This is a genomic window from Pedococcus aerophilus, assembly GCF_039532215.1.
Lineage (GTDB): Bacteria > Actinomycetota > Actinomycetes > Actinomycetales > Dermatophilaceae > Pedococcus > Pedococcus aerophilus.
This window is the reverse complement of the sequence record NZ_BAAARN010000001.1, coordinates 2,075,281-2,093,803: the sequence shown is the minus strand read 5'-3', so window position 1 is coordinate 2,093,803 and position 18,523 is coordinate 2,075,281. Positions and strand designations below refer to the sequence as shown.

The 18,523-nt window shown below is 66.9% G+C and carries 14 protein-coding genes and 1 pseudogene; 9 read left to right on the top strand and 6 right to left on the bottom strand.

The window, feature by feature from the left end:
• Positions 1-81: 81 nt before the first annotated feature.
• Together ABD286_RS09970 and ABD286_RS09965 are read left to right on the top strand one after the other, a co-directional pair.
• On the top strand, positions 82-258 hold the full coding sequence (locus ABD286_RS09970; RefSeq protein WP_344192712.1) for a hypothetical protein: 177 nt from the start codon (positions 82-84) through the stop codon (positions 256-258).
• 111 nt (positions 259-369) lie between these two features.
• Complete coding sequence (locus ABD286_RS09965) at positions 370-627, top strand: DUF6458 family protein (protein WP_344192710.1); 258 nt, start codon at positions 370-372, stop codon at positions 625-627.
• Between the two features lie 316 nt (positions 628-943).
• Here the strand turns inward: ABD286_RS09965 and ABD286_RS09960 are convergent, their stop codons facing one another.
• Positions 944-2,821 carry an acyl-CoA dehydrogenase gene (locus ABD286_RS09960; protein ID WP_344192708.1) on the bottom strand — a complete coding sequence of 626 codons (1,878 nt, stop codon included), beginning with the start codon at positions 2,819-2,821 and terminating at the stop codon, positions 944-946.
• Positions 2,822-2,971: 150 nt separating this feature from the next.
• On the opposite strand from ABD286_RS09960, the gene ABD286_RS09955 reads away from it, so the two are divergent.
• Entirely contained in the window at positions 2,972-3,499 is a 528-nt protein-coding gene (locus tag ABD286_RS09955; RefSeq protein WP_344192706.1) for a DUF6584 family protein, read from the top strand.
• Positions 3,496-4,203 (top strand): nucleoside/nucleotide kinase family protein, encoded by a 708-nt coding sequence (locus tag ABD286_RS09950; protein ID WP_344192704.1) that lies wholly within the window; start codon positions 3,496-3,498, stop codon positions 4,201-4,203. Before ABD286_RS09955 ends, ABD286_RS09950 begins: the two co-directional genes overlap by 4 nt.
• Here the strand turns inward: ABD286_RS09950 and ABD286_RS09945 are convergent.
• A complete protein-coding gene (locus ABD286_RS09945; RefSeq protein ID WP_344192702.1) occupies positions 4,189-5,049 on the bottom strand; it encodes a DUF3626 domain-containing protein in 861 nt (286 codons plus the stop codon). The two genes, ABD286_RS09950 and ABD286_RS09945, sit on opposite strands and share 15 nt — an antisense overlap.
• Before the next feature lie 425 nt (positions 5,050-5,474).
• Here ABD286_RS09945 and ABD286_RS09940 point away from each other — a divergent pair, with 425 nt between their 5' ends.
• The 4 genes and pseudogenes from ABD286_RS09940 (at position 5,475) to ABD286_RS09925 (ending at position 8,634) form a co-directional block, all read left to right on the top strand.
• Complete coding sequence (locus tag ABD286_RS09940; protein WP_344192700.1) at positions 5,475-5,999, top strand: hypothetical protein; 525 nt, start codon at positions 5,475-5,477, stop codon at positions 5,997-5,999.
• 79 nt (positions 6,000-6,078) lie between these two features.
• Positions 6,079-7,473, top strand: coding sequence for an NAD-dependent succinate-semialdehyde dehydrogenase (locus ABD286_RS09935; RefSeq protein ID WP_344192698.1), 1,395 nt, complete (start codon positions 6,079-6,081; stop codon positions 7,471-7,473).
• Between the two features lie 104 nt (positions 7,474-7,577).
• Positions 7,578-7,721 (top strand): annotated as a pseudogene (locus ABD286_RS09930) (putative immunity protein); the annotation flags it as partial.
• Positions 7,722-7,875: 154 nt separating this feature from the next.
• A complete protein-coding gene (locus ABD286_RS09925; RefSeq protein ID WP_344192695.1) occupies positions 7,876-8,634 on the top strand; it encodes an MOSC domain-containing protein in 759 nt (252 codons plus the stop codon).
• 31 nt (positions 8,635-8,665) lie between these two features.
• On the opposite strand, the gene ABD286_RS09920 is transcribed toward ABD286_RS09925, so the two are convergent.
• The 4 genes from ABD286_RS09920 to ABD286_RS09905 form a co-directional block, all read right to left on the bottom strand.
• Positions 8,666-8,788, bottom strand: coding sequence for a hypothetical protein (locus tag ABD286_RS09920; protein ID WP_344192693.1), 123 nt, complete (start codon positions 8,786-8,788; stop codon positions 8,666-8,668).
• Positions 8,789-8,954: 166 nt separating this feature from the next.
• On the bottom strand, positions 8,955-10,646 hold the full coding sequence (locus tag ABD286_RS09915; protein ID WP_344192691.1) for a protein kinase domain-containing protein: 1,692 nt from the start codon (positions 10,644-10,646) through the stop codon (positions 8,955-8,957).
• A gap of 209 nt (positions 10,647-10,855) precedes the next feature.
• Positions 10,856-11,842, bottom strand: a complete 987-nt coding sequence (locus tag ABD286_RS09910) for a hypothetical protein (protein ID WP_344192689.1) — start codon at positions 11,840-11,842, stop codon at positions 10,856-10,858.
• 32 nt (positions 11,843-11,874) lie between these two features.
• On the bottom strand, positions 11,875-13,482 hold the full coding sequence (locus tag ABD286_RS09905) for a DUF6119 family protein (protein WP_344192687.1): 1,608 nt from the start codon (positions 13,480-13,482) through the stop codon (positions 11,875-11,877).
• 200 nt (positions 13,483-13,682) lie between these two features.
• Here ABD286_RS09905 and ABD286_RS09900 point away from each other — a divergent pair, with 200 nt between their 5' ends.
• Positions 13,683-18,512 (top strand): DEAD/DEAH box helicase, encoded by a 4,830-nt coding sequence (locus tag ABD286_RS09900; protein ID WP_344192685.1) that lies wholly within the window; start codon positions 13,683-13,685, stop codon positions 18,510-18,512.
• The last annotated feature ends 11 nt before the right edge of the window (positions 18,513-18,523 follow it).

Here is an 18,523-nt window from a genome sequence, read left to right as displayed (position 1 = left end):
CCTGACTGCGGCGGGAGAGGCCTACTCTCGAGGTGGAGGCCCCGGTCGGTGCCTGCGCCCAAGCTGGAGAGAGGTGTAGCGATGCTGAAGCTCATCGTGCTGCTGGTGATCGTGATCGCGGTGCTCGCGTACCTGATGAACCGCCGGGGAGCGTCGTTCGGGAAGAAGGGCGGCAACACCTACGAGGGGCGTTCTGCTGAGGAGCACCGGATCCCCGGCGGTGGCGGTGGCACATCCGGAGGCTTCGGCGGCTCTTGACGGGATCGGGCGTTCGGCTGTTCCTGCGCGCCATTCCTGCAGGTCAACTGCACCGGGTCTACAGTCGTGCCACCGGGTCAGCCTGCACCCGCGACCTCTCCAGGAGTGAGCATGTACATCGGACTGGGCATCTTCCTCATCGTCGTCGGCGCCGTCCTGACGTTCGCCCTCAATGCCTCCGTCGACGCCGTCAACCTCGGCATGATCGGGTGGATCTGCATGGCTGCCGGCGTTCTCGCCATCCTGCTGTCCCTCGTCGTCACGCGCCGCACCACGACTGGTGGCGGCTACTCCGCCCGTCGCGTCAGCCACACCGACCCCGCCACGGGAACCCGCGTCGACGAGGTGGATGTCGACCGCGACCGCTGAGAGCGCGGCGCCACCACAGCGCCACTGCAGCACCACTACGACGACTGAGGGCGGCCCGACGCGGGCCGCCCTCAGTCGTGTCCGCCCCGGCCCCTCATCACCGGCCCTCAGAAAGTGTGCGCACCGACCAATCCGGTCCGCCTCGGGCGCCGAATCCATGTTCAGAGGCTGTGGTTGCCTGCACATGGGGGTCGCAACCACGGTCGTGGGGACGACGAAGGGCTGGCATCCGCAGGGGGAGGCCAGCCCTTCGTGCGCGCCGGGAGCGGGCGGCATACCCGTCCGCTCCCGGTGGGGCCCTCTCGGGGCCCGTCGGTCAGAAGGCCGACTCGGGCACGTCCATGAGGGCGTTGTCGGTCGCCTCGGCGATCGCCCGCTCGGCGGCGATCTTCGGCAGGATCGTGCGGGCGAAGAAGGAGGCCGCCGCGATCTTGCCCTGGTAGAAGTCGACGTCCTTGGCCGACGCGGTCCCGGACTCGAGCGCCTTCTGCGCGACCTCGGCCTGGCGGAGGAGGAGCCAGCCGATGACTAGGTCGCCGGCGGCGAGGAGCAGGCGCGAGGTGTTCTGGCCCACCTTGTAGAGGTTGGTGAGCTCACCGCCGTCCTGGCGCGGGTCGGACTTCATCAGCTCGCCGACCATGAACCCGAGGATGCCCTGGACGTCCTCGAGGCCCTTGCCCAGCAGCTCACGCTCGCGGTCGAGGGTGCCGCCGGTGCTCCCGAGGTCCTTGGCGAACTCCTGGATCTGCATCGACAGGTGCGTCAGGGCCTGCGCCTTGTCCTTGATGATCTTGCGGAAGAAGAAGTCGAGGCCCTGGATCGCCGTCGTGCCCTCGTAGAGGGTGTCGATCTTCGCGTCCCGGATGTACTGCTCGATCGGGTAGTCCTGGAGGAAGCCGGACCCGCCGAGGGTCTGCAGCGACTCGGTGCCGAGCAGCACCCAGGCGCGCTCCGACCCGACGCCCTTGACGATCGGCAGCAGCAGGTCGTTCACCCGGCTCGCGAGATCCGCCGGCGAACCGGGGGTGATCTCCTCCGAACCACTCTCGAGGAACGCCTGGTCGACGATGTCCTGCTGGGTGGAGGTGTAGACGACCAGCGCGCGCAGGCCCTCGGCATACGCCTTCTGCGTCATGAGCGAGCGGCGCACGTCCGGGTGGTGGGTGATCGTCACGCGCGGCGCGGTCTTGTCGGCCTGCTGGGTGAGGTCAGCGCCCTGGACGCGCTGCTTGGCGTAGTCGAGGGCGTTGAGGTAGGCCGTCGAGAGCGTGGAGATCGCCTTGGTGCCGACCATCATCCGGGCGTGCTCGATGACGCGGAACATCTGGGCGATGCCGTCGTGGATGTCGCCGGTGAGGGTGCCGACCGCCGGCTCCTTCTCGCCGAAGGTGACCTCGCACGTGGTGGAGACCTTGAGGCCCATCTTGTGCTCGAGGTTGGTGACGTAGGCGCCGTTGCGCTCGCCGAGCTCGCCGGTCTCGAGGTCGACGTGGAACTTGGGGACGATGAACAGGCTCAGGCCCTTGGTGCCGGGGCCGGCGCCCTCGGGGCGGGCGAGGACGAAGTGGATGACGTTGTCGACCATGTCGGACTCGGCCGAAGTGATGAAGCGCTTGACGCCGGTGACGTTCCACGTGCCGTCGCCGTTGTCGGTGGCCTTGGTGCGACCGGCGCCCACGTCGGAGCCGGCGTCGGGCTCGGTCAGCACCATCGTGCAGTGCCAGCCCTTCTCGACGATCCACTTCGCGAGCTTCTTCTGCTCGTCGTTGCCGAGGATGTAGAGGAGCTTGGCGAAGGAGTACGAGGCGGCGAACATCGCGATCGCCGGGTTGGCGCCGAGCACCATCTCGTTCATCGCCCACTTGAGCGACGGCGGGGCGACGGTGCCGTCGAGCTCGCCGGGCACGTCGACGGCCCAGAAGCCGGACTCGGTGTATGCGGCGTAGGACTTCTTGAAGCTCTCGGGCATGGTCACCGAGAAGGTCTTCGGGTCGTAGACCGGCGGGGTGCGGTCCGCGTCGGCGAAGGAGGCGGCGAGCTCGTTCTCCGACAGGCGGGAGACCTCCTTGAGCATCTCGCGCGCGGTGTCCTCGTCGACCTCGGCGTACGGACCGTGGCCCAGCACGTCCTGACGGCCGAAGACCTCGAAGAGGTTGAACTCCAGGTCTCGCAGGTTGCTCTTGTAGTGGCCCATCGCGGGCACCTCCGCACGTGTTCAGACATCGTTGGCACCGATCCGTACTGGCCGGTAACTTCAATGGTGCTACTGGCGGGTAATGAATGCAAGCCCCCGTGGCCAACCCCACCAGAACGGACGATCCGCCGGACGCGGCATACTCGCGGTGTGACCGAGAAGACGCCGACCGACAGCCGCACCAGCGCCCTCGACGGTGTCGTGACCCAGGCCCGCGCCGACCTCGCCGCAGGACGCGAGTGGAAGGCGCGGGACCGGCTCGTGGCCCACGTCGCCTCGACCTACGACCAGGAGGCTCTCGGACTGCTCGGCGAGGTGCACGCGACCATGCGCGACCTGCCTTCCGCGGGTGCGGCGTGGTTCGGCACGAACCGTCGCGGCTCCGACGTCGACGACGCCGTGGACGCCTGGCGCGACCGGCACGCCGACAACTTCGTCCAGATGTGGCACAGCCTGCCGCGCTCCGTGCGCGAGCACGAGGGCAACAAGCGCGTGGACGCCCTGCGCCGCCGGGTCGAGAAGGACCAGCCGGCGGTGGGCATCGACGCCGCCGAGGGTGACGGCGAGGGTGGTGTCGACGCCGCGGTGATCATCGCGGTCGCGGTCGGGATCCTGCTCCTCGCCTGCGCGGTGATCGGGTTCGTCACGCTGCTCGGCTGGCTCATCCCCGGCCTGTGACCGAGGCCCGCGACATCGACCGGACCGGTCCCGAGGACTCGTATGGTGCCCGGGCGGCCTTGGTTGCGAAGGTCGCCTCCCTCGTGCCGGCACCGGTGGGGGAGGACTGCGTCCGTGTGGGGGTGGACGGGGTCGACGGTGCGGGGAAGACGGTGTTCGCCGCCGAGCTGGCCGCGGCCCTGCGTGAGATCGGTCGACCGGTCGTGGAGCTGTCCGTGGACGGCTGGCACCGGGTGCGGGCCGAGCGCTACGCCCGCGGAGCACGGTCTCCCGAGGGCTTCTGGCTCGACTCATTCGACTACGACCGGCTCCTCGACGAGGTGCTGGAGCCGTTGGGACCGAACGGATCTCGTCGCTACCGGGTGGCGGGCCACGACGTCGTGACCGACGAGGTGCTCCACGAGCCGCTCGAGACGGCCCCGGCCGGAGCAGTGGTCGTGATCGACGGGTTGTTCCTGCACCGCGCGGAGCTCGAGGGTGCGTTCGACTTCACGATCTTCGTGGAGGTGCCGTTCGAGGTGTCGGCCGCGCGGATGGCCGTGCGCGACGGCTCGCCCCCCGATCCCACCCACCCGGATCTCCGCCGGTACGTCGAGGCGCAGAAGCGGTACTTCGCCGAACGCTCACCGTGGGAACGCGCCGACCTCGTGATCGACAACAGCGACCTCGAACGCCCCCTGCTCGTCGAGTCAGCGCTCGACTGACGAGTCGGGTGCGCCGAACCTCGCCAGGTGGTGCCACACCTGCTTGAGCGTCTGGCGTTCGTGGTCCCTGGTGGCCGCAGCGTGACCGATGACGTCCGGGGTGAGCCACCCGTCGACGGCCACCAGCTCTGCCAGCTCGACCACGTGTTCACCGCGGTAGTCGGGGTGGGCGCGAACCGTGTCGAGGTGGAGCCGGAACCCGTCGTGCCACTCGACCGCGCACGGCAGGTCGTGGGCGGCGGCCTCGACATCGGTGCCGCGGAAGCACGGATCGAGCACGATCGCCTCGACGTCCCGCGCCAGGTCGACGACCCCGTGGACGTGCGCCTCGACGTAGCTGTCCAGGTCGTCGACGGCGCCGCTGTGGAGTTCACGATCTGCCATCGTCGTCAGGTCGAAGTGGTGCGCCGTCGCGAAGTGGTCCGGCTCGAGGAACGAGTCCGGGTAGCAGAAGGTGCTGCGCTGCAACGCTTCCCGCGCCAGGCGGATGTGCGCCGAGCCGAATCGGGGCGCGGCACCCACCTGTCGCCCGCGGTGGTTCAGCGCCCCGTACTTGGGTCGCTCGCGATCTGGTGCCTCGTCATACGCCCCACCGAAGATGCGTTGCTCCCACAGCCAGCGGGCGCCACCGGGGTGGGCGGTGAGCCCACCGTTGCCGGTACCCGTCTCGAACTGGGAGCGATAGGTGCGGGCGGCCGCCATCGCTCGCAGGATGGGTGTGCCGCGGAAGTCGCGGTCCGGGTGGAAGTTGAGGGTGACCCGGAGGTCGTCGGCGAGCGGCCCGCCCGTGGCCGAGCGCTCGACATGGGCGACGGCGGCCGCGGCCCAGGTCGACAGTTCGGTCACGGCAGGGAGCCTGCCACGCGGCCGGTCCCGCGCGCGAGGATGCGGCGAACCGGACGGGCGTGATCGTGCGGTTCGCCACGAGATGTAGTCAGCATGGGCTATCGACCCTGAATGTCCGTGCGGCCACCATGGGCTGAACGCGTCCGTCATCGCCGCCACCCAACACCGGTGGCTGCGGCAGGTGGAGAGGGGCAGAGATGGCCGGAATGCGTGTCGTCCGACGAGAGTCGAGCGGGGTCGGCTGGTCTGTCGCCGAGAGCGACACGGGACCCTCGAGCCATACGGCTCAGACCAAGGCGCTGGCGGTCGAACGCGCCAGGGCAGACCTGCGAGGCCTCCCGGGTGGTGGGCGGCTACGGGTTCACCTGGCGAACGGCGACCTCGAGTACGAGCGGTTCGTCGAGGGTGTCAGGAGTGCAATCCCGGTGATCGCCGCGCAGGTCGATCGGCCGCCGACGTTGGGGGAGGTCCATCAGCAGATCAAGCAGGACGGCACGAAGATGGACAAGGGCCTCGACGGGGTCGACACCATCCTGCTCGTGCTGGGCTACCTGGGGGTGCCCGTGACCAGTGCAGCCATCAGCCCCGAGGTCCGCGACGCCCTGGACGGCGGATGGCTGGCGGTCTTCTTTGCCACACTCACGTGGACCCTCGGCTGCATGGGCGCGGTGATCGTGTCAGAGCGATCCGGCCTTCTCGGTTACCCGATGGTCTTCGCCGTGACGCTCTGCTTCGTCGCGGCCCTGGCCGTGGCGACACTTCTGGGCAAAGGGGTGCTCGAGCTCGACCTCGCGGCCTCCACGCTGCCGGGGCCGTTCAAGCTGGTCGGTTCCTTCATCGAAGCGGCTCTGCGGACCTACGGTTGGTTCGGCTCACTGATCGGTGCCGGCGTGGGTGCCCTGCTGGGTCACCGGCTCGCGCGACTGGCACCCGAGCGGTTTGCCGTGTGAGGGCATCTCCCGGTCTCGCCGCTCGAACGCCGACGGGATAGTTTCGGGAGGAGAAGTCCCGAGCCACAGGAGATGTGCGATGAGCGAGACCAAGACCTCCCCCACCTACGCGATCACCAACCCCGCGACGGGTGAGGTGGAGAAGACGTTCGACCCCGCCACCGACGAGCAGGTGGAGGCCGCCCTCGCCGGCGCGCACGCGGCATACACGTCGTGGAAGGACGTGCCGATCGAGGAGCGGGCCAAGGTCGTCCACCGCATCGCGGAGCTGTTCGTCGAGCGCAAGGACGAGCTGGGCGCGATCGCGACCCGCGAGATGGGCAAGCCGCTGAGCGAGGCCGTCGGCGAGGCGGAGTTCTGCGGCGAGATCTTCGACTACTTCGCGAACGAGGGCCCGACGCTGGCCGCGGACCAGCCGATCAAGACCTTCTCCGGCGGCAAGGCCATGGTGCAGAAGCTGCCCATCGGTGCGCTGCTCGGGATCATGCCGTGGAACTACCCCTTCTACCAGATCGCCCGTTTCGCGGCCCCGAACCTCATGCTGGGCAACACGATCGTCCTCAAGCACGCCGAGTCGGTGCCCGGCTCAGCGCTCGCGGTCGAGCAGATCATGAAGGACGCGGGAGTGCCGGAGGGCGCGTACGTCAACGTGTTCGCGACGCACGACCAGATCGAGACGATCATCGCCGACCCGCGCATCGCCGGTGTCTCCCTGACCGGGTCGGAGCGCGCGGGTGCGGTCGTCGCGGCGCTCGCCGGCAAGAACCTCAAGAAGTGCGTGCTCGAGCTCGGCGGCTCCGACCCGTACGTCATCCTCGACACCGATGACGCCAAGGCGGCGGCCGACACCGCGTGGGAGACCCGCATCTCCAACACGGGCCAGGCCTGCAACTCCAACAAGCGGATGATCGTCATGGACGACGTGTTCGACGACTTCGTGGCGCGCCTGGTCGAGCAGGCCAAGGACCTGCGCCCCGGTGACCCGGCCGCCGAGGAGGAGGGCACCTTCGCCCCGCTCTCGTCGCGCAAGGCCGCCGAGACCCTGGCCGAGCAGGTCAAGGACGCCGTCGACAAGGGCGCGACCCTGCATGCCGGTGGTGTCCTGGGTGACGGACCCGCGGCGTACTACTCGCCGGCCGTCCTCACCGGCATCACCAAGGAGATGCGCGCCTACCGCGAAGAGCTGTTCGGACCTGTCGCCGTCGTCTACAAGGTCACCAACGACGACGAGGCGCTCGAGCTGGCCAACGACACGCAGTACGGCCTCGGTGGAGCGGTGTTCAGCACCGACACCGAGCGCGCGACCAAGATCGCCCAGCGCCTCGAGGTCGGCATGTCCAACGTCAACACCCCCGCCGGTGAGGGCGCCGAGGTGCCTTTCGGTGGCGTGAAGCGCAGCGGCTTCGGCCGCGAGCTCGGCCCACTCGGCATGGACGAGTTCGTCAACAAGCGGATGTTCTACGTCGCCGACTGACGTGATCCTCCCGTCGGTCAGGGACCCCCGCCTCGTCACCATCCGGCGAGGCGGGACCCTGACCGACGAGCACCACGAGCTCTCGCGCGGCCGACGGCCACGCGATGGGGGCCGAGAGAGACCTGCTCGGTGCACCGAGGTTCGCCGCGTATGCAGCGGGGCAGGCGGGCGTCGTCGCCCACGTCGCCGAGCACGGCCTGGGTGCAGCGGCCTACGCCATCAAAGCCGTTCGGGCCTCCGTGCCGTCCGCCGAGGCCGAGCGGGCGGGGCGCCGCGAGTGCGCGTGGCAGCGCCAACAGCTGCCACCGGAGGTCCGGGAGCTGGGTCGAGGACCAGGACCGCCGCAGCGACATCTGCTGGAACGTGTTCGTCACCTGATCGAGGGCGTGCGAGCATCGTCGGATGCGGGTCGCACGAGTGGGTTTCGCCGCCGTCAAGGGGACCCGTCACCTGACCCGTGGCTCGATCCGTGTCACCACTGGGGGAGTGGAGGGCGACCGGGCGTACGCCGTGGCCGACCCGTCGACGGGCCAGGTGCTGCGGACCGTCCAGCATCCCGCGCTGGGTCGCGTCGAGGCGGAGGTCGCCGGTGACCGGCTCTGCCTGCGGATGCCTGACGGGACCGAGGTCAGGGGGTCGACGGAGCGCACCGGCCCCCCGGTGACCGGCGACTACTGGGGGCGCGAGGCGGCTCTGCACCCGCTCGACGGGACGCTCGACGGCGCGGTGTCCGCCTTCCTGGGGCGACCTGCTGTCGTCGTCGCTGTCGACCCTGGTGTGGCGGTGTGGGGTGCGTCCGTCTCGATGCTGACGACAGGGACACTCGCCCGGCTCGAGGCGGGGCTGCGGTTGGAGGGGATCGACGTGCCGCGTGACCTGGCCGAGCGGTTCAGGGCCTCTGTGGTGCTGGAGGCCGAGTCCGACCCGTCTTCCGGTCAGCGCCTGCGCGTGGGGTCAGCGGTGGTCGAGGTGGTCGGTCCGATCGACCGCTGCGCCGTGATCGACGCCGACCCGGTCGGAGGCAACCGCCGCCCAGGGATCCTCACCGCGCTCGGACCACTCGGCTTCGTCGACGCTGCCGGCTCGCCGGTGTTCGGTGTCGATGCTCGCGTCCGGGAAGCCGGGTCCGTCGCCCCCGGCGACCTCGTCATCCACGGCTGAGGTCGAAGCCCCGGGGCCTTCTCGACTCCCGTCAGCGCAGGACGAGGTTGAGCAGGACGGTGAGCGCGACCGACAGCACCGCCGAGACCAGGATCATCGTCAGACATCCCGGGGCGCCGCCGAGCGGGCGGACCTGCGTGTTCCCGATCCTCATGAGGTCATGGCTACCAGATCTCGCGGTGGGAGGGGTGTTCACCGAAATGCAAACGCGCTGGTCAGGAGGTAGTCGGCATCTCGGCTCGAGACGTCTCCACACCAGATTCCCGGAGTGTGCACACGGCCTGTGAGTGCTGGCCTCGTGCTCGCGCCTCGCCGCGCTGCTAGTGATCAGGCGTGGACGGTCGTCGTGCACGTACCGGAGTCGGCTCGTAGCGGGACTCAATGCGAACGCCCGCTGAAAGCCAGACGTCAAGGACTCTGCACCGCCAGAGGTCGTCTGCGTGTGGCTCCATGACAAGGTCAGGGAGATGGAGGTTGGAGGCGACGCGCGCAAGTTCTTGTGGATCCTCGCGCATGGCCTGGAGGAACTCGTCGATCGTGAAGTAGACGTGCGTTAGGAAGTTCGGTGCGAATCCAACGGCACTCAACGCGACCTCCATGGACATGTTCATGTTGGCCTCGATGGCTGCCAGCAGTCGCTCGCCATTCGGGGTCAACGAGGTTCGGCCGTCCGCGGTGGAGGCGCTGAACCGTGCTATGGATCCCAACGTTGTTCTGGTCAGTGAGAAGAGCTCGCTTTCGTCGTGAACGAGGCCACTGGTCAGGAGCGTTTCGATGTCTTCATCCTCGAGGGGCAGACTCAGTCGACGCGCGACCCAGCGCATCCTGGCTCGGAGTGGACTAGGACACCAGCGGGGCCGTGGGCACCTCGGCACCACGCCTCCGTCGTCGGACTTAGGCAGTGGTGTGCCGCACGACGGGCAAGTCGTCGGAAGCTTGATCGGCCGTTCGCGACCGCTCCGTTCAGCGGCGTTGGCCATCTGCAAGATCGAACGCCTAGGTGCTCCGGGCAAGTCCTCTGCGATGGAGACCTCGTCGCCGAGCATCAATGCCCCGTCACGCAGGTCGCGCTCATACAGGTTGATGGTGCGCTTTGCCCCGTCACGGGGAACCTTGACGACGCCGTAGAGTCGGATCTCGCCGTTGTGAGCTAGCTGCGTCTCAAGGCGTTCAAGGCGGCCTTGTACCAGCGGCGTCACCTGCTGCTTGATGAGTTCCAGGCTCTGGATGAGCTGCGTGGCTGTCGGGCGGTCCTTGGGGGACAGGGAGAGGCTCTGCCTGACAAGGGGGATGAAGGGCTCCGGGAGGCCGCGAAGGTCCGGGCCGCCCTCGATGGCTTCTCGCATCCGCCAACCCAGGTCCTTCCCGGCGAAGGGCAGGTGCCCGGTGAGCGACTTCACGAGAACTACTGCGAACTGCCAAACATCCACCGCAGGGCCGAGGGTCACGCCCTGAAGTTGCTCCGGTGCCTGGAACTCCATCCTGCCGACGGCATCCCTTGTGTAATGAGTGCCCTCGCCCAGGCTGGCGATGCCACAGTCGATGATCACCCCATCCAGTCCTCTCGCTGGATCGGAGCGGACCATGATGTTGTCCAAGCTCAAGTCCCGATGCACGATGTCGCGGTAGGCCAGTGCCTTCAGTCCGTTGGCTACTCCGAGGAAGATGGTGGCTGCATCGAACGGTGTGAGCGGTCCGTCCGCGAGCTGTTCGCGAAGGGTGCGACCGTCGATGTACTCGTACGCGATCCATGGGGGTCGCGCATCAAGGTCGCAGTGCTGGGGGCGTGCGATGTTCCGGCTTCGCACCTTGGAACTCGCAGTCCACTCCCGGCCAAAGCGCGCCACCGCATCGTGGTGGTCCCACGAGATCGGGGTGAGGATCTTGACGGCGGCTTGGTGGGCAGGCGACCTCTCGCTCTGAGCCAGCCAGACCGTACCGAATCCACCGTGACCTAGCTCCCGGATCAGCCGGTAGGGCCCGATCTCCATTTCTGGCTGCGCACCCATCATGGCTCTAGCCTCGCGGCTTGCGTGAGTCCTGGATCCGCTGTCATGGTGATTCGCCGCGTCGGCGCTCAAGAACTGTCGCACCGTGATGCGTCAACGCGAGGCGTTGGCTCCAGGCGTTCATTCCAGAAATCCTCGTCTCGTCATGAGCGGACTTTGTGCCGCTCGTGGCGCCGCGCCGTGCGTGAGCATGTGCAGTCGAAGAGTACGACCTAGCCACCATGCTCAAGGTGCATGTCGAGCACGCTCAGCCCGGAGGTGCCGTCCTCGGTGCGAGTGAGGTCCCCCACGACTCGCACGGCTGGGGAACCCAACAATGCTGCGTAGCGGTCCCATGCCATCGGGAAGAGGATGAGCTTGATGGGGCGCTCGTTCCAACTGGCCGCGATGATCCCCCAGGGGTATCCAGCTCGTGTCTGCCGTCGGTCGATCTCTCCGAGGCTCACGATTCCATGGACGCGCTGACCCTCGTGCGGCGTGTGAAGGTGGGTCCCCGCGAGTTCGGCCCCCGGCGAGGGTGGGGTGATCGGGCGGGGACCTCGTCCAGACGCTGTCCTCCAGATGAGGTGGTCGGTGAGGGTGGGGCTCACGCCGAGGTGCTGGGAGGCCAGTGTCACGAGTCGTACGAGTTCGTTTGTAGTGAAGGAGGTCTCGGGCCGGCCGACGGACCGGGAGACGAAGCGTCGCACCATGCGGTCGGGTTTGACGCTAGGGACGTTCGCCAGCATCAGCAGGTACCGCCACGTGATTCCGGAGCGCTGGCCGGGAAGGTCTCTCCATCGGGCTTCGAGGTCGAGATCTGTGGCACGTCCTCGCAGGTCGCCAGCTGTAGGCGCGTCGAGTGACAGGAGGGCGGCAGCCTTCTGGATCACCTCTGCCTTGAGCGCGGCTCCGGGTTGGGTCGAGGTCCTGTTCCGGTTCCCGACGGTTGCGATGAATCCGTCGACGCCGATGTCGTCGAAGACCGCCGCCAGTTCGGGTGCGCCGTCCGTATTTGCGACCTCGGTCCCTCGCAGGTTGCGGTAGCGGTCGACGACATTCTCGACTGTCTTGTACCGGACGCCGACGGACTGGATCGAGTCGATGATGCACAAGGCCAAGGAGGTCGGGTAGCCCGCGGGCTGGGCCCACTGACCGATGGGTCCGCTAGCGCGAATCACCGCATCTGCGATTGCCTTCGCATCCTGGTCCCCGGGCATATCGCGTCCCATCTGATCGTCAGCCGCGGAGCTCACTTTGCCTCCAGAGGGACCCAGTGGACGGTGAGGGGCACGCCAAGTCGATCGGCCTCGTCTGCGAGTCGAGCGAGTCTGACGCGGCTGAACGAGAAGAAGTCCTCCGGTGTGATCTTTCGTGGCCTGGCCATCACCAGTGCGACTTCGGTCGGTCGCTCCCGTACCCATGAAGGGTCTCCGCCGTTGGCTGTCACCAGCTCTCGAAGCCGACCGCGCGCCTGGTGGTCCGTGAGCAGCGCCTCTGTCGAGACGGCTGCCTGCGCGAACAGGTGGCTAGCGGGTGTGGAGCGGTCGACCTTCTTGACGTGGAGCAGCACTCCTTCGCGCGTCAGCACGTCGCAGGCTTCGAACCCCCTGCTGTGCTGGTCAGTTCGCACCAGTTGCCGGTCGAGGCAGACGCCCCCGAGAGTCTCGGCAAGCGCTTGGTTGTACTCCGCTTCGTCCCCGGTCGACCATGCCGGTAGGGCGTCAAGCTGACTCTGTACGTCGAACAGGCGCGTGAGTCGGGCACTGATGCGGTCAGTGAGTCGCTGATCGACCTCGAACCACCGGCCATCGTGCAGGCAGTAGCGGTGTCCCTCGTGCTCGAACTCGGCGACGATCCAGCGCCGGGCTGGCACGAGGCTGCTCGCAGCATCGTCGATGTCGGTGAATGCCATGACGCGCATCGAGCGGAGTCGCCGAACTCGGTGGCCGGAGGGCAGGTCGCGCACGGGGCCGATGATGGTTTCGAGTATGGCTGGGCGCTCACGGTCCCCGGTATGTCCGCGCGGCGCCCCTTCCACGATGAGGTGGTGGATGGGAACGGCGATGTCCGCTGCCTCCGTTGGCCAAGCGAGTCCAACGCGGTCGTCCGAAGCATCTCCGAGGGCCCCATCGAGAAGCTCCTCGAGCTGGGACAGTCGAGGGTCCTTGGGCTTGAGCTCCGAGAGCTGTTCGATCTCGGCCAACTCGCTTACTGGGTCAAGCGCGAGAAGGTCCTCGACGACGTCCAAGTCCCTGATGAGGGCCGACTGCGTGTTCGCAAGAGGCAGCTTCACGGAGTCCGCTCCCCGCACCTCGTGAGTGCGGCTGGTGTCCTCGGCCGAAGTGGTGCCGGGGAGGCGGGCGGGTGCAACCATCCGTGTCACGAGGTCGGCCACGCCGCCAATCCCGAAGGCGTCCAGGTCGTCCCCTCCTGGCATGGACGTGCGGGCGACGTAGGCGCGGGAGTCCAATCGTGAGTGAGTCAGAGACTTCAGGTGAATAGGGTCGGCCGTTCGGATCGCCAGGCTGCGGCCCATGCCGGGGACGATGCGTGCGGCCTCCAGAAGGTGGAACCCAAGACCGAAGCAGATCGCCCAGGTGTCGGTGCCGTCGCGGCGGGGCAGGAGAAGGCATGCGGCGGCGTTCTGGTTCGTTAGCTCCGGAAGGTCGTCTGTAGGAAGCCAACCGTTGAGGGTCGAGACCCAGGCCGGTGTCTTCGCTGGCGTCGCCCCGAGCAAAAGGATCCCCCGGCGACCGCCGACCACCACCTCTCGCGTCTCGAAGTCGTCGGACTCGCGGTAGCGCTCTCGAATGTGCCGACCCAGTGACGGCGGGCCATGCAACTGGTACAGGGTCACGGCAGTGACCGGACTTGGCTTGCGTGCCATGAGATCCCCCTCGCTTTGCGGCTGAACCATACGGGACATGACCGACATCCCGGCCGGACCACACGCAGGGGGCTGAGGCTCGCGCACCCGGCCAGACGGCATGGCCGCTCATCGGCGCGAGTTGGCGGGCCATGCCTCACGTCGAGCCGTGGGTGAGGCAGGATGCGGGCATGTCAACGTCGATCTACGAGGTCCTGGACGAACTACGGGGGCAGTCCACGTCGGAGGCCGACAAGGGCAGCAAGCTCGAGGAGTTGATGGCTCAGTTCCTGCGAACTGACCCGGTGTACGCCGAGCAGTTCAGCGAGGTCTACCTCTGGCAGGAATGGCCCGGCCGCGACGGGAAGCACGACACCGGCATCGACCTCGTCGCCGTCGACCGCCTGACCGGTGCAAACGTCGCCATCCAGTGCAAGTTCTACGCACCCGGGTCAACAATCGGCAAGAACGACATCGACTCGTTCTTGTCCGCGTCGGGCAAGGAGGGCTTTGCACAGCGGATCATCGTCTCGACCACGGACAGGTGGAACGGCCACGCTGAGGACGCCATCCAGGCGCAGCAGATCCCGGTCCGCCGGATCGGCATGGCCGACCTGGAAGCTTCCGTCGTCGACTGGGATGCCTTCGACTGGGCCAGGCCGCAGGTGCTCCCGGTCAGTGACAAGAAGAAGCTCCGCGCACACCAACTGGAGGCCGTGGAGGCGGTCACGGCGGGTTTTGCCACACATGACCGCGGCAAGTTGATCATGGCCTGCGGTACCGGCAAGACCTTCACCAGCCTGCGACTAGCCGAGCAGCTCGTGGGTGCCGGCGGCAGTGTCCTCTTCCTCATGCCGTCCATCAGCCTCCTGTCCCAGACGTTGCGTGAGTGGGCCACCGAGGCTGAGGTGCCTCTCGCCCCACTGGCCGTCTGCTCCGACCGCAAGGCCACCGCACGGTCCAAGGCAGTCAACGAGGACATCTCCGCGGTGGATCTCGCCCTGCCGTCCACGACGAACGTCGCCGTCCTTGAGTCCCGCCTGACCCAAGCTCTTGGCGAGTCCGACTCCATGACGGTCGTCTTCTCCACCTACCAGTCCATTGACGTCGTCGCGCAGGCGCAGAAGCAGGGCGATCTCCCGGCATTCGACCTCATCATCTGCGACGAGGCGCACCGCACCACCGGCACCACCCTGGCCGGGGAGGACGAATCCGCCTTCGTCCGGGTGCACAACAACGACCACATCCGCGGGGCCAAGCGGCTCTACATGACCGCCACACCGCGCATCTACGACGACTCCTCCAAGGCCAAGGCCGGCGACGCCGACGCGATCCTCGCGTCCATGGACAACGAGGACCTGTTCGGACCCGAGCTTCACAGGCTCGGCTTTGGCGAAGCCGTCACCCGCCGTTTACTCGTCGACTACAAGGTGCTTGTCCTCGCGGTCGACGAGACCAGCGTCTCCCGCACGTTCCAGCTCCAGCTCGCTGACGAAGGCAACGAACTACGGCTGGATGACGCCGCCAAGATCGTGGGCTGCTGGAACGGACTGGCGAAGCGCGGCGACGCCGAGCACTCCTTCGCGGCAGATCCCGCGCCGATGCGTCGTGCAGTCGCCTTCGCCGGCACCATCAAGGACTCCAAGCAGATCGAGTCCCTGTTCGGGCAGACCGTGGCCCAGTACGCCGCCGCCCACGACCTCGAGGACGAGGCGGGCGACCCGGTCCTGACCTGCGAGATCCAGCACGTCGACGGCACCTTCAACGCGCTGGAGCGCAACACCCGCCTCGACTGGCTGCGCGCAGACATTCCGGACGGCACCTGCCGCATCCTCACCAACTCCCGCTGCCTCTCCGAGGGAGTGGACGTCCCCAACCTCGATGCGGTGATGTTCCTGTCGCCGCGCAAGTCAGTGGTCGACATCGTCCAGTCGGTCGGGCGCGTCATGCGCACGGATCCGAAGGGGCGCAAGGAGTACGGCTACATCATCCTGCCCATCGGCATCCCGGCCGGCATGACGCCCGAGCAGGCGCTAAAGGACAACAAGCGGTATGCCGCGGTCTGGGAAGTGCTCCAAGCCCTTCGTGCTCACGACGAGCGGTTCAACGCGATGGTTAACCGCATCGAGCTGGTCAAGAAGCGCGACGACAAGGTCAATGTCATCGGTGTCCCGCGCCCCGGCGACGGCGACCGGTCGGGTGACGGCACCGGGACTCAAGGCGCCCTCGCCCTGACGTGGCTGGACGAGTGGCGCGAGGCCATCTACGCCAAGGTCGTGGCCAAGGTGGGTTCCCGGACCTACTGGGAAGACTGGGCCAAAGACATCGCTGACATCGCCCAGCGTCACATCACCAGGATCACTTCACTACTCGACGGTGGCGACCCGGTCGTCACGGAGGAGTTCGACAAGTTTCTTGAAGGGCTCCGCGGCAACCTCAACGACGGCATCACCCGCGCCGATGCCGTCGAGATGCTCGCCCAGCACCTCATCACCCGGCCGGTGTTCGACGCCCTGTTCGGCGGCTACGACTTCGCCGCCCATAACCCAGTCGCCCAAACCATGGAGCGCATGCTCGGAGCCCTTGACGAGCACCGCCTAGACGACGAGAACCACTCGTTGGAGAAGTTTTACGACTCGGTCCGCATGCGAGTGACGGGAGTCGACACCGCCGACGGGCGACAGAAGCTCATCGTCAAGCTCTACGACACCTTCTTCGCCACCGCGTTCAAGAAGACCGTCGACAAGCTCGGCATCGTCTACACCCCCGTTGAGATCGTCGACTTCATCCTCCGATCCGCCGACGACGTCCTACGGCGCCACTTCGGCCAGGGCCTCACTGACGAGGGCGTACACGTCCTCGACGGCTTCACCGGCACCGGCACGTTCATCACTCGGCTGCTGCAGATCGGACTCATCGAACCGCAGGACCTCCGCCGCAAGTACGCCCGCGAGTTGCACGCCAACGAGATCCTGCTGCTCGCGTACTACATCGCCGCCGTCAACATCGAGACGACCTACCAGGACCTACGCGGTCACCTCGGGGAGACCGCTGCCTACGAACCGTTCCCCGGACTCGTCCTGACCGACACGTTGCAGTCCTGGGAGAACGACGACCGGCTGGACACCACGGTTTTCGTCCAGAACAACGAACGGCTCGAAAAGCTCAAGGCCCTCGACATCCAAGTCATCATCGGCAACCCTCCGTACTCCTCCGGTCAGGACTCTGCCAACGACAACAACGCCAACGAGAAGTACCCCGACCTTGATAGCGCTATTCGCGACACCTACGCCGCACGGTCTACCGCCACGAACAAGAACTCGCTCTACGACTCCTACATCCGCGCGATCAAGTGGGCCACGCTCCGGATCACCGATCGGGGCGTTATCGCCTTTGTCACCAATGGCGGTTGGCTGGACTCCACGACGGCAGATGGCATGCGCCTCACGCTCGCCGAGGAGTTCAGCGACATTCACATCCTGAACCTGCGCGGGAACCAGCGCACCGCAGGTGACCAAGCACTCAGGGAAGGCGGCAAGGTCTTCGGCGGCGGATCTCGAGCAACTGTCGCCATCACGATCCTCGTGAAGGACCCTGCGCATGAGGGTCCTGCGCGTGTCCACTACACCGACATCGGCGACTACCTCACGCGCGAGGCAAAGCTCGCGAAGGTTAAGGATGTTGAGGGGGTGACGAGGCTTGAGCCTGTCACTCACCTGACCCCCAACGCCTACGGCGACTGGCTCCACCAACGGCGCGACGATTTCAGCGCCTACCTCGCCATCGGAGACAAGGAGCAGGGCCACGCAGCGTTCGATTTGTTCTCGCGGGGGCTTGCAACTGCGCGCGACGCTTGGTGCTACAACTTCTCGGCGGCTGCCGTCGCAGCAAACATGGATCGACTAGTTGCCACGTACGAGAGTGAGCGGGCGGCCGGGCGAACCAGTAAGAGCGTGAACAGCGATCCAGCACTTATCAGCTGGAGCCGAGGTCTGTTGGGAGACCTCGATCGAGGCCGCCGACGAGTCTTCGACGCAGCTGCTGTGCGGCCCGCGGGATATCGGCCTTTCACGCGAGAGCATGTCTGCTTCGACCGTGCACTCAACGACATGGTCTACCGGCTGAACGACCTCTTCCCCACCCCCGACCATCCCAACTACGGCTTCTACCAAGTTGCTGTCGGCGCTCTCAAGCCGTTCGCGGCCTTGATGGTCGCGCATCTCCCGGATCTCAACTTCTACGGCTCAGAAGGTGGCCAGTTCTTCGCGCGGTGGAGGTACGAACAGGTCAACTCGGACGACGGGATGATGACCTTCGACGCGTCAGTGGACGGCGACGTTGTGAATGGATACCGGCGGATCGACAACATTGCGGACGAAGCGCTCGAGCGTTTCCACGCAGCGTACGGTCCCGCTGTCACCAAGGACGACGTCTTCTTCTACGTCTACGGTCTGCTGCACTCTTCCGAGTTCCGCGAGACCTACGCGGCAGACCTGAAGAAGATGCTGCCGCGCATCCCGCTGGTGCAGGATGCGCAGCCGTTCATCGACGCCGGGCGCCTGCTCTCGGAACTGCACCTGGGCTACGAGACTGTGACTCCGTACCCACTCGACGGGCTCGGCACGAACGCGCCGATGGAGCGTGATCCATACGAGTTCTACGCCGTAGGCGACAAGAAGATGGCCTTTGGCAAACCGACCGCCGAGCAGAAGGCAGCCGGCGAGAAGCGGGACCGCACCACAATCGTCTACAACAGCAACATCAGCCTGCGGGCCATCCCGGACGAGGCGTACCGCTACATGCTCGGTTCCCGCTCTGCCATCGAGTGGATCATCGACCGCTACTACATCAAGATCGACAAGGCGTCGGGAATCGTCAACAACCCCAACGACTGGTCGCGAGAGGTGGGGGATCCGCGCTACATCCTCGATCTCCTCGCTCGCATCGTCACCGTCAGTGTCGAGACCATGAAGATCGTGGACGCACTCCCAGCCCTGGACATCCGGCCGGACCAGGGATGACGGGGACCAAC